Here is a 12,313-nt window from a genome sequence, read left to right on the forward strand (position 1 = left end):
ATGCCATCAACTCAAGTGCCAGTTCAGACACGCTTCGTTCCACCAATTACACCATAACGGTAGAGCACGCTGCGACCAAACCAATTGAACAACCGATCGGTGAGAAAGCCCATAAAGCCCAGAGAAATCAGGCCGACAAAGATCCAATCTGTGCGAAAGAATAATCGAGAATTCCAGATCAGATAACCCACGCCTTCATTTGCAGCAATCATTTCTGCTCCGATAATAGCCATATAGGAAGTGCCCATTGCCAGTCGTACCCCCGTGAAAATATACGGAGTCGTCGCCGGAACAACGACATGCAGCAAAATCTGCCATTCGTTTGCTCCCATGCTGCGGGCTGACCGGATCTTGTCTTCTTCAATGGAGAGTACACCTGTCAGCGTGTTTAACACAACGATGAAGAACGTTGCATACATGATGAGTGCAATCTTCGATTGCTCCCCAATCCCGAACCAGACCAGGAATAGGGTAATGAATGCAATCGGCGGAATAAAGCGGATAAAATTAAGGAAAGGTTCGGCGAACAGCCGGATCATATGAACCTTGCCGATGATAAGCCCTACCGGGATCGCTATCACACTGCCAAGCACCCAACCCGCAAGCACACGTGTAAAACTAATTCCGATATACTGCATCAGTGTACCGTCAGCAAGCAGTTCACGGGCACCAAGAATGGTATCCCACGGACCGGGAATCACTTCAGGACCATAGAGCATGGCCCCTAGCTGCCAAATCAGAATTACCGTCACCCACAATAGAGGGATAGACACCCACTTTTTCTCCAACCACCTCATCTTGCTATCACCTCAATTATTCTTCAAAATGGCTTTGAATCTGGTCATATAGAATGTTGAACTCCGATGAAGCAATGTTCCTCGGATAAGACAGAGCATTGTCATATATATCCGTTATCTTGGATGAAGGTCCTACTGACATAATTCCTATCCGCTGACCCAGCAAGAGCGCCTCCTGAATGTCATGAGTGACAAAAATAACGGTCTTGTGAGTTTCCTGCCAAATATTGACCAGCTCTTTCTGCATCGTACGCCGAGTCATTGCATCCAACGCTCCAAAGGGTTCATCCATCAACAGGATGGCCGAATCGTTAGCTAGCACCCGGGCCAATTGCACCCGCTGCTTCATGCCACCTGACAGTTCCTTTGGAAATTTGGCTTCATGACTACCCAGTCCAACAAGCTCGATGTATCGGTCTGATATTGTACGCCGCTGAGACTTGGGCACCTTGGCCATCCGAAGTCCAAACTCCACATTCTCCCTGACGGTAAGCCAGGGAAAGAGAGAAGAATCCGCCTGCTGGAATACCATGGCCCGATCCTTGCCCGGTCTATCGATCTCCTTATTATCCACCTTGAGCTGACCGCCAGACTTGGAGATAAAGCCTGCAATCATATTTAGAAGCGTGGACTTGCCACATCCGCTGGGGCCAAGCAGGACAAAGAATTCCCCTCCCTTGATGACCAGATCGACATCCTTGATAATATAGTGTACATCCCCATGGGTGGGGGCATTGTATGTTTTGCGAAGCTGCTCGATACGAATCGTATGCTGATCTGCAGGTAAGGACATGAGAACACCTCCATTCAATTTGCGAGTTATTTACTATAAGTCACTTTATCTGGCAGTGTCTGCTTCAGGAGCTCCAGGTTCAGTTTGCTATCGAGATCAAAATCGTGTTCGATGATTCCGTTATCCACCATATACTGCTTCTGCCCTGCCAGACTGTCATAAGCTGCCTGGGTAAATCCAACTTCCCATGGATTGATCGGAAGATCCTTCAAGGTGGCCTCCTTAGGCTGCTTGGTTTCCTTATACATCAGGTCTGCAACCTCTTCAGGATGCGCCTGGGCATATACGGAGGCTTCATCCAGCGCTGCGAGAAAACCACTCACCGTTTCAGGGTTCGCCTGGATGAACTCATTGCTTGCTACAAGCCCCATTCCAAGGCGTACAGGAGTTTGGGACATATCGGTGAGCTGATGCACGCCTTCAAGCGCATCGAACTTATCAGTCAAGGCGGAACCAATGACCCAGGTTGCATCTAGATCGCCCTGCTTTAGTGCAATGTACGCTTCGTCAAATGCTCCCTGACCGACCTGAGTTACTGCACCTAACTCCAATCCCTGGTCCTTCAAATATTCATCCCACAGGTAAGGAATAAATGTACCGCGGATGAAACTTACTTTTTTACCCTTGAGATCTGCACCACTCTGTATATCGTTCTTGGCATACAACTTCCACGCAGCTGCTGCTTCATTCGTAGCCTGACCTGCGGAAGCAATGACGGAGTAATCCCCTTTTGCCAAAGCGTTTAATACAGGAAAGTCAGCTCCGTACGCAATATCCACCTGCTTGATAAATAGCGCATTTACACCTTCCGCTGGCGAACCAAACGTAATGCTCTCTGCATCAATACCGTGGCTTGCAAAGAAACCTTTGGCAATAGCTACCCTGAACGTTGGGTTAGTACTTGTATCTGCGATCCGGATTTTCACTTTTTTGGCCTCTGTGCCTGAGGCACCCTTTGCTTCGGATACCGATTCGTTTGCAGAACATCCCGATAATATCAATAACATGGATAAGAGCATTAATAACGCACCAGTTAAGGTGGATGGTTTTCTCACAATATGCACCCCATTCGTTCTAATCATTGTTCGTCGCTCTGCGCCACCTTACTTGCCTTCATCTGACGTTGCCACACAGGCTGCACCTTCAACAAACGGCAGTGTTACTTCAACACTTACAACGGATGAAGAACCTTTGGGCGCTGCTCCCGGCACTCTGTAGGCGGAAACATCAATGGCTTCAATAGCAACCTCTTGGGGCTTCTCCAGCTGTGGTACCCAGTGATAAGGCACGCGATACGAACGATAGACCATATTGGTGTTCCGTCCATCCTTATAAGGGGAAATATATTCCCAAACCAGCTCATACTCAGATGTAACCTCGAACAATCTACCATTGGAGCCTTCCGTAATTAGCGTGTTACCATTAGGCAGCCGCTGAGCGGAGCTGATATACGGACTATAAAATTTATAGGAATCTGTCGGAACGGAAAATCCGGCTTCTGCGGATGTATATTGCCAAACGATCTCCAGCGTCACCGGATTGATCTCCAGTATGCGTGAATGATCGCGAACAGCATGTTTCAAGCCGTATGGAGAAGCCGGATTGGGCAGGCCATAACCGGCCCAGCCACCATTGTCGAATACCAGCAGATTCCCCTCTCCAGGCAAACCTTTGGGAATGATATGTGCATGGTGCTGTCCAATAATGGTGCTAATATGCTTTACTTCAGGCAAAGAGTAATCCGGCCCTAGTCTCCATACGATCTTTCCACTCTGTCTGTCGGTTATTGCGATAATATTTGCTTCTCTGGCATCCCAGATAATATTGTCGGGATGGAACCGCTCGTCTCCATTTTCATAGAAATGGTTTGGACCAACATAAGAAGCTGAATTAATATGTAGCCAATCGCCCACACCACCACCGAGATGTCCGAATGAGCGTGTGTTTGGGTCACGGTACAAAACATTACGGGCGGCCTCATCAAATCCAAGTTCCTCAAAGTGCTCGTTCGGCAGCCATTCCCATAATACATTCCCTTCCCAATCGACTTCTATAATCGCATCATCAAGCAGAGGTTTATCCGAAATGGACGGGTTGTTCACATTTTTATGAGCAAGAATCAGTGTCTTCCCGCTCTGGGTCTTAGGTGCAAGCCCAGGGGCGTAATAGCCGACCGGATTGCCTTCACGCTGAAAATCATGGTGCTGACGAGCGTACCACAGCGGTTCATATCCCGGATCTTCAATGTGTTCGTAGCTGTTGTACTTCCATACAATATTGCCTTCCCAATCCACCTGAACCAAATCGACGTTGTCCTGGATACCGAACTTCGGATCTCTTCGCCCTGTGCTGCCCAATACGAAGCCACCGGGGAAAACTTTGGCCGGAAAACCCAGCAGCCCTTTCCACAGGTGAACCTCCTTACCATTCATATCAATCAGTACAACCCCTTCCTCACCTGCCTGATAGACGGTATAACCGCCCCAAGCCTTATCAGGGTTATATACGGTTGCCCCGGTTGGATAAATTGTTGAATGCCCCATTGATCATCTCTCCCTTGGATTGTTTGTTTTCACATCGGATCAAACGTTAATAACTGAGATAGTTGCTCTTTCCGGTATTCTCCCTCTGCTTCTGTTCAGGGTCACTTTCGGTGGATGGATCGTGTTCCTGCCTCCCGTTGTTCTCTGCCAATTCCAGCAGCGTATCCGAGAATCCCTCCAGATTCGCTATCACCCGCTCATAAAATTGGCTTTGCTGCTCCAGTTCCTCCGTCGTAAAGCCCTCAAACAGAAGCGTGATACATCGGGCACCGATATTGCTGTTACGTGCAAACATCTCTCGTCCACTGGCAGTAATGTCGAGCAAAACCGTCCGACGGTCATCTTCCTTGCGCCTGCGGATCGTGAGTCCCTTTTTCTCCAACTTGTCTGTTAACGCTGTAATGGCACCTGAAGTGAAGTCCAGTTGTTCCGCCAAATCCCCCAATCGCTGTTCCCCTTCACGAATGATTTTGTGCAGGATAAGCATGCCAGGTAAACTGACCCCCTCTACCGATATACGATCTCGTTCTTTCACGAATCGTCTGACCATTTTACGAAACAACCAATCTGTCTTCTCCAACGCTTCCCAGTCGTTATTGCTCATTTCATCCTCCCTGTCTAACTGAAAACGGCAGTAAATACGAAAAAAGGCTCCCGCGGACATTCCATAGTGGAGTAGTCCCGGGAGCCTTTGGTGGTCCAATCAGCTCGCTTCAGTTCAATTTATTTCACTGTTCATTTAATTAGTGTTAAAATAATTGAGTTCATCATATAACCCACTAACCCAACCTGTCAAGTGTGAATTTAGATTTATTTTTTGTAGCTCGATGTCCCTCATATATAGATTACTTATCCGGTTTTAAGTTTCACTTCAGCTTTCCCGGTTACACTATCCTCAGAGCGTTACATCAAACCAGCTACGATTCAGTTCGTACTTAACCATAGAAATGAGGATGACACATATGAATATGAAGCGCGTAATCATTGTCGGAACAATGATTGTCACCATGTCTTTCGCCGGAACAGCCTGGGGCAGATCAGCGATAACCCCGATACCTTTGACGAAATGGTCCATCGTTAACATAGATACCAAAGACAATAGCGAGGATGAGTTGCTGAGTGCTCTGAATCAACATTCTGAAGATGACTTGGTTCAGGATCTGTACGCGGGTAAATCGCTGAGGATGATTGCAGATGAGAACACTGGTGACTTCAACGAGGTTGTCGCATTGCAAATAAGGCAGCTCAAGGAGCAGTTAGATCAACGACTCGCAAGTGGGAGTATTAGCGCGGAGCAGCACGCAGTGCAAAGCAGTGAATTGGAAGAGTTGGTCACGGAGAGTGCCAATACAGCATACAGCTTCGCGTGAATGAATAGTCTCCCATGTGCTAAGGCAGAGAATGAGGGCACGCCAAAAAGGAGCGTCGAAACGCCCCTTATCTGTTTCATATTTACTCTAAATAAGCAAATTGATGATGTATGATACTTACTGAACTGCTTCTGCAATCGTGCATTTGCCCAAAGATTCGCCGTCCCAGACTAGTTCAAGCACATCTCCTGCTGCCGTTGGTCCAACCCCTTCTGGTGTGCCTGTAAAGATGATATCTCCAGGTCCCAGTCCGTAATGATGACCTACATAATCCACAATATCCTGTAGACTGAAGATCATGTTACGAATATTGCCACGTTGGACCTCGGCACCGTTCTTGGTGAGTGTAAAGTCTTTCTCAAGAAGAGCCTGGGACCCTGGAAATGGCTGGAATGCAGTAACCGGAGCCGAATTCTTGAACCCTTTGGCTGCCGTCCACGGATGGCCCTTTTTCTTAATGACCGTCTGTACGTCACGTAATGTAAAATCAATGCCAAACGCATACGCGTCAACCAACTCATCTACAGCCATACCCGGCTCATAATCCCGCCCGATTTGAATGACCAGTTCAGCCTCATAATGAACTTCGCCCTTTGTCGCAGGCAATTGCAGCGTTTCACTATTCAAGGCAACAACCGCATGGGAAGGTTTCATAAAGATCATTGGTTCATCCGGAACCGCGTTACCCAGTTCTTCTGCATGAAGTTTATAATTTCGTCCTACACAGTATACATTGCGAATGTTTGTCAGCATGGATTTTACGACCACCTTTATCGGATTCATTAGCGTATATGGAGCATGTTCATCTTTTTATTATATAAGTACATATCATATTTTCGCTATTCAAAAAATTGGAGTTTAGGGTCTGAAAAATCGGCTACTCGTTTCCTGAAAAGCCTGTTCCCACACATCAGGCCGGTTTGTGCATAACATCAGCTCCGGATCAATCGCCGCAAGACGCTTCATGATGATTTTGTCATCCACTGTCCAGGCCATGACCTGAATGCCTTCATTTCGCATCTCGCGCATCAGCGATTTGTCCACATTGGTGTAACCGATGGAAAGAAAACTGCAATTCATCTGCCGCAGCACTGCTGCCAGATCGCCTGGGCGTGCATCAATAATCAAACCTGTTTTGAACTCCGGGGCCAGTTTCTTCACCTCAACCAGAGCCGCAGGTTCAAACGAAGTGATGACCACATCATGCTGCATATGTCTCTTCCTCACCTCATGAATAACCGCTGCCGGCAGGCCGGGATACATATTGCCTTGCGTTTTCAGTTCGATATTCAATCTCACTTTGCCACAGGTGCGGTCCAGCACTTCACTAAGCGCAGGAACACGTTCCCCTTTATAGGCTTTTCCTTTCCAAGATCCCGCATCCAGCTGTTGAATATCTGCCCAGTCCTTTTCTCGAACTAATCCTTTTCCATTCGTAGTCCGATCAAAAGTAAAATCATGAATAACCACCGGTACACCATCACGTGACAGCTGTACATCCAACTCCATCCACTGAACTTCAGGCTGTTCCATGGCAAGCAGAAATGCAGCCATCGTATTTTCTGGTGCAATGGACGAAAAACCACGGTGCGCTACACAAAGGTTGTTCATTTCATCCCCTCCTAAATAAATAAATAAATAAATCGAACCTTAATTTACCGATGCGAATCCGTTCGCATCAAAACGAATACCTGGCGAGAGCTGGGTCATCTGCTCCAGCAGAAGTTTGTTGGCTTGGTCCACCATGGGAATGGCCTGACCCAACCCTGCCTCATAAGGGATAACCTTCATGCTGCATTTGGCATCCTTACTACAGCTCGCCTGAAAAACTGCTGTTTTCCACGTTTCCTCTGTTGTTGATTTCGAGAAAATAAAGTTGCCTGTACTATATGCAATCCATTTGCCCTTGTAGTACTCCACACCTTGCAAGACATGGGGATGCCCACCTATGACCAGGTCGGCACCTGCATCTACAAATTCATGAGCCAGTCGGGTCTGATCATTATTCGGAGTGCTGACCCGTTCTTCTCCCCAGTGTGCAACAACGATGACCAGATCAGCCTTTTGGCGGGCTTCCTGAATTGCTTTTACCGCTCCAGTAGAATCGTAGGTCTCGGCAACACCTGCTCGATTCCCTTCCGCTTTCCAGCTTGTTTCAGGCACAACCCGACTGAATCCAAGCAGTGCAATCTTCATGCCTTTGCGCTCCAGATAAGCTGGTGCATAAGCCTCATCCCTGTTCATACCCGCTCCTGTGTGCGCTATACCGTATTGCTCAAGGTAAGTTAACGTATCAACCAGACCTTCTACACCTTGATCCAGAATATGATTGTTGGCGAGATTCACGGCGTCAAAACCTGCTGAAGCCATCGCTTCGAGCGCTTTTGGCGAAGACTTGTATACATAGGTTTTGTTTGCTGCACCAGTTCCACCAAGGGTTACGGGGGTTTCGAGGTTTCCAATGGTCAGATCATCTTCCTTGAACAAGTTGCCGAGCTTTGCAAAGGGATAGTCATAACCATTCTTATCCAACAATTCAGCCACTTTGCCCGAAAACTGGATATCCCCAACAAAGTTAATGGTTACATCGTTTGCCGAAGTAGATGGCTGTGTCGTCTCAGTTCCTGTACCTTCACTCCCCTTGGAGCCGGAAGAAGCAGAAGTATCCGTCGTTTTTTTCGTTCCCGTATCTGTCTTTCCATTTGCCTTGGAGTCTGCAGCATCAGGCTTTTTCTCACCAGAATTACCGCCGGAATTTTCAGTTACCTGTTCAGTAGAACCCTCCGACCCCTCATCCGAAGTATTACCTGCCTCCGTGTCAGTATCAGGTAAACTTACCTGCTCACCGCCTTGAGGGCTCTCTTCATTCACAGATTCCTGATTCACAACCGTTTCTTTTACTTCCGGGTCCGCCTGCTGTTCCTTCATTCCAACTGCATAATAGAGGCAGACAAGTCCGATAGCCACAATCAATACCAAATTAATGATCCAGACCATACGTTTGCGGGCACGTTTTACTTTTTTCTTTTGTACACTTCGTTTTGATCTTGGGGGATACATAGGCAACTCCTCTTCTTGTTCACAGCAATCCTTATCATATTATATCAGGCATATTCTGGATTTCCATCATTCCTTGGAAGTGCGAACATTGAAAGAATTCATCTCTCTCCCCTTTTCGCTTTATGGTGCAAAAAAAAGGCCGTCTCCCCTGTAGAAAAACTCTACGATCGAGACAGCCATGTACGTTAATTATTTTGCAGCAATGAGTTGCGTAGCTTGCACTGACATTTCTTTCGCCTGTCTGATACAGTCAGGCAAGCCTACCCCTTCATAACCAGCACCCGCAATGTATACCCCCGGCAATTTGCTGCCAAGTTCCTCCCGGAGTGCTGCAATCTGCTGCAGGTGACCTACTGGATACTGCGGCATGGATTTGCGAAGCCGAGTAATTTCCGAGAAGATCGGAACGGCCTCTACGCCCATTGTTTCGCGCAAGTCCTTGAGTACTAGATCTGTCAGTGCATCATCCGGAAGTTCCACATTCTGTTCGTCTCCGGAACGGCCAACATAACAACGAAGCAGTACTTTGTCATCCGGGCTGGTGTGCAGCCACTTAGTTGATGTCCAAGTACATGCTGTAATATTGCGGCCTTCCTTACGCGGAACGAGGAAACCAGACCCATCAAATACATGTTCAATATCCTTTTTCTCAAAAGCCAGCACCACATTCGCTACCGATACGTAATTGATTGCATCCAGAGCAGCTGTATCCACATGTGGTTGCAGCAGTTCAGATGCAACATACGTAGGCACGGTAATGACTACATCATCTGCTTCAAGACGCTCTCCGTTATCCAGTTGAATGCTATACCTGGCCGAATCTCCAGTCTGAACCTCCAGAGATTTCACGGAAGTGTTCAGCCGTTGATCCACGTCCTGCAACTCATGTACAAGTGCATGAACCAGGCTCTGCAAGCCCTGACGGAAGTTCAGAAAAGCACTTTTCTTCGTTCCCGTATGGGTCTCCGTCGGTTTGCGGCCAGTCATCATTCCTCGGATCAAACTACCATAATCCCGCTCCACTTCACCGAATTGCGGAAAGGTTGCCTGAAGACTCAATCGCCGCATATCACCAGCATAGATGCCTGCGAGCAACGGTTCAGTCAGGTTTTCCAGCACTTCCGCTCCAAGGCGGCGCTCAATCATATAACCAAGCGATTCATCCTCCGTTGTACGACGGGGAGGGATGACAAAATCCATTAATGCGCGCAGCTTGCCTGCCGGAGATACAAGACCACTTCTCAGAAAAGGTCTCAACTCCGTCGGAATACCGAGAATGAGTCCTGCCGGCATAGGATGCAGCTTGCCACGCTGCATGATGTACGTTTTTTTGGATTCCGGATTTTGGCTGACCAGTTCATGGTCAATTTCCAGCTCTTTAGCCAAATCAATCATCGCCGTTTTGCGGGCAAGGAAAGAATCTGGTCCCTTCTCAATGACGAACCCATCCCGGTGTAGCGTTTCAATCATGCCACCCATGGAAGAACTCTTCTCAACCAAGGTAATGACAGGTTCAACCCCTGCTTCCCGGTAATGCTTCCGAATATAAAATGCCGCGCTTAGGCCGGTCAGACCTCCGCCGACAACAACGACACGACGTTTATGGTCTTCCATTACTCATCCGTTCCTTGCTGCCACTGGTTAATAATGACGTCACTTAACGTTTCCATGTAAAGTGGGTCACTATTTAGAGAATCGATACGCATAAGGCGCATGTCGATCTCTTTGGCAATCGCTTTAGCTTCAATATCAAGATCATAGAGCACTTCCAGATGATCCGATACGAATCCAATCGGTGCTACAAGCACATCTTCCACCTGTTCACGAGCAAGATCCTGAAGCGTGTCCAGAATATCAGGGCCCAGCCACGGCTCCGCCGTCCGTCCCGCACTTTGCCACGTGAACTGCCAGTTCGTAATACCTAAACGGGAAGCAATGACTTCCGAAGTCTCCATCAGTTGTTGCGGATATGGATCACCGATATCTACAATTCGTGCAGGCAGACTGTGTGCACTGAACAGCACTCGCACATCCCCGCGTTTGGCTCCCGCTTCCTCGAAAGCATCCAATTTGGCACTAACACGTGTGGAGAGAGCCTGAATCAACTTCGGATGCAGGTGATAACTCTCAATGAAGGACATCTGAATACCCAGGTCTTCCGCTTTCTCACGAGCACGCTTAATGTAGCTCCCTACACTCATCGTGGAGAAATGTGGTGCCAGCACGATGCCTATTGCAGTCTGAATTCCATCCTTCGCCATCTGTTCCACGCCATCCTCAATGAACGGATACGCATGCTTCAACCCTTGATAACAACGGAATTCAACCTCATTGGAACGGTCATCCTTGTTTAACGTCTCCTGGAGGGCCTTAACCTGATTATCCGTGTTTTCCCGAAGTGGGAATACACCCCCAACGATCGCTTCATAACGGTCGGTCAATTCTTTCAGTTGTTCCGGTTCAGGCGGACGTCCTCTCCGGATATGTGTGTAATACGCTTCAATACTTTCCATTTTCTCAGGTGTGCCATACGACATCACCAGTACACCTACTGTATTAGTCATTAGTAACCGTCACCCCAGTCTTCAGTGCTTCAGCTGAATATTCATGAATATACGCCGTGAGTTCTCTTAATTTATCCAAAGATGCTTCAGGAAATAGTCCGTGGCCCAGATTGAAAATATACCCCGGCTCCTTGATACCTTCGTCAATAATCAATTTGGCATGCTGCTTGATCAGATCCATCGGTGCTGTCAGCACATAAGGGTCCAAGTTGCCTTGTACAGCAAATTTTCCGCCCAGTCGTTTACGCCCTTCGGAGATTGATACTCTCCAATCCAGCCCAATCACATCAGCTTGCAGATCGTGCAATGTTGGCAGCAATTCACCAGAAGCCACACCCGGGAAATAAATTTTCGGTACATTCAAATCCGATAATTCGGTAAAGATACGAGTAATCGTCGGCAACACATACGTTCTAAAGTCGTTTGGCGAAAGCGCGCCAACCCAGCTGTCGAACAGTTGGAATGCCTTACCGCCGTTCGCAATGTGTGCACGGACATATGTAATCACCATATCGCCCAGTTTTTGCATTAATTTATGCCACACTTCAGGTTCACTGTACATCATCGTTTTGGTCCGTATGTACCCTTTGGAAGGTCGGCCTTCAATCAAATAACTGGCAATGGTAAAAGGTGCACCGGCAAACGTAATCAGAGGTACATCCAGTTCCTTGTCCAGAATTCGAATCGTCTCCAGAATATGAGACAGATCTCCTTCAACATCAATGGGACGCAAACGATCCACATCTGCCGCCGTGCGGATTGGATTGTCTATGACAGGTCCAATATTTTTAACAATATCAAAATCTATACCGAGGGAAGCAACCGGATTCATAATATCGGAATACAAAATAGCCGCATCCACACCAAGTTTACGTACCGGCATGAGTGTAACTTCAGCTGCTAGCTCAGGTTGACGGCAAATTTCGAGCAAAGAATACTTTTCCTTAATCTTGCGATATTCGGGATCATAACGCCCAGCCTGACGCATGTACCACACGGGAACACGGTCCACCTGCTGTTTGAAGCTGGCCTGAATCAGACGATCATTATAGCTCATGTAAGAAGCCTCCAATAGTTTTTGGACTCATAAATAACATTATGCCCTTTTTAAAGAGCGGTAACAACCACGTGTCGATCTGTTCCGATGACAATACTATGACATTCCTTACATCCCCTCATCCATATG

At 47.6% G+C, this 12,313-nt stretch carries 12 protein-coding genes; 1 reads left to right on the plus strand and 11 read right to left on the minus strand.

The features are described from left to right. Positions 1–23: 23 nt before the first annotated feature. The 5 genes from HP548_RS10620 to HP548_RS10640 are packed head-to-tail and all read right to left on the minus strand — an operon-like array spanning position 24 to position 4,737. Positions 24–797, minus strand: coding sequence for an ABC transporter permease (locus tag HP548_RS10620; protein ID WP_076292050.1), 774 nt, complete (start codon positions 795–797; stop codon positions 24–26). Between the two features lie 16 nt (positions 798–813). Continuing rightward, on the minus strand, positions 814–1,590 hold the full coding sequence (locus tag HP548_RS10625; protein WP_099853557.1) for an ABC transporter ATP-binding protein: 777 nt from the start codon (positions 1,588–1,590) through the stop codon (positions 814–816). Between the two features lie 26 nt (positions 1,591–1,616). Further along, positions 1,617–2,672 (minus strand): ABC transporter substrate-binding protein, encoded by a 1,056-nt coding sequence (locus HP548_RS10630; protein ID WP_175381616.1) that lies wholly within the window; start codon positions 2,670–2,672, stop codon positions 1,617–1,619. A 21-nt stretch (positions 2,673–2,693) separates the two neighbouring features. Then, the gene (locus tag HP548_RS10635) at positions 2,694–4,133 is read right to left on the minus strand and encodes an aryl-sulfate sulfotransferase (RefSeq protein ID WP_076292052.1); all 1,440 of its coding nucleotides are present in this window, start codon (positions 4,131–4,133) and stop codon (positions 2,694–2,696) included. Positions 4,134–4,179: 46 nt separating this feature from the next. Further along, positions 4,180–4,737: a MarR family winged helix-turn-helix transcriptional regulator gene (locus tag HP548_RS10640; protein WP_076292053.1), complete on the minus strand. Its 558-nt coding sequence runs from the start codon at positions 4,735–4,737 to the stop codon at positions 4,180–4,182. Between the two features lie 358 nt (positions 4,738–5,095). Here HP548_RS10640 and HP548_RS10645 point away from each other — a divergent pair, with 358 nt between their 5' ends. Then, positions 5,096–5,503 carry a hypothetical protein gene (locus HP548_RS10645; protein WP_175381617.1) on the plus strand — a complete coding sequence of 136 codons (408 nt, stop codon included), beginning with the start codon at positions 5,096–5,098 and terminating at the stop codon, positions 5,501–5,503. Positions 5,504–5,620: 117 nt separating this feature from the next. On the opposite strand, the gene HP548_RS10650 is transcribed toward HP548_RS10645, so the two are convergent. From HP548_RS10650 to hemE, 6 genes are all read right to left on the minus strand, one after another. Beyond that, positions 5,621–6,256: a fumarylacetoacetate hydrolase family protein gene (locus HP548_RS10650; RefSeq protein ID WP_175381658.1), complete on the minus strand. Its 636-nt coding sequence runs from the start codon at positions 6,254–6,256 to the stop codon at positions 5,621–5,623. A 105-nt stretch (positions 6,257–6,361) separates the two neighbouring features. After that, entirely contained in the window at positions 6,362–7,114 is a 753-nt protein-coding gene (locus tag HP548_RS10655; RefSeq protein WP_175381618.1) for a glycerophosphodiester phosphodiesterase, read from the minus strand. A 39-nt stretch (positions 7,115–7,153) separates the two neighbouring features. After that, positions 7,154–8,563, minus strand: coding sequence for a CapA family protein (locus HP548_RS10660; protein WP_175381619.1), 1,410 nt, complete (start codon positions 8,561–8,563; stop codon positions 7,154–7,156). A 189-nt stretch (positions 8,564–8,752) separates the two neighbouring features. Then, on the minus strand, positions 8,753–10,177 hold the full coding sequence (hemY, locus tag HP548_RS10665; protein WP_076292058.1) for a protoporphyrinogen oxidase: 1,425 nt from the start codon (positions 10,175–10,177) through the stop codon (positions 8,753–8,755). Continuing rightward, positions 10,177–11,127, minus strand: a complete 951-nt coding sequence (hemH, locus tag HP548_RS10670) for a ferrochelatase (protein WP_175381620.1) — start codon at positions 11,125–11,127, stop codon at positions 10,177–10,179. The genes hemY and hemH overlap by 1 nt, the downstream gene beginning before the upstream one ends. Continuing rightward, on the minus strand, positions 11,120–12,184 hold the full coding sequence (gene hemE, locus HP548_RS10675) for a uroporphyrinogen decarboxylase (RefSeq protein WP_063564891.1): 1,065 nt from the start codon (positions 12,182–12,184) through the stop codon (positions 11,120–11,122). The genes hemH and hemE overlap by 8 nt, the downstream gene beginning before the upstream one ends. Positions 12,185–12,313 lie beyond the last annotated feature (129 nt).

The sequence above is a fragment of the Paenibacillus taichungensis genome, from assembly GCF_013359905.1.
Taxonomy (GTDB): domain Bacteria; phylum Bacillota; class Bacilli; order Paenibacillales; family Paenibacillaceae; genus Paenibacillus; species Paenibacillus taichungensis.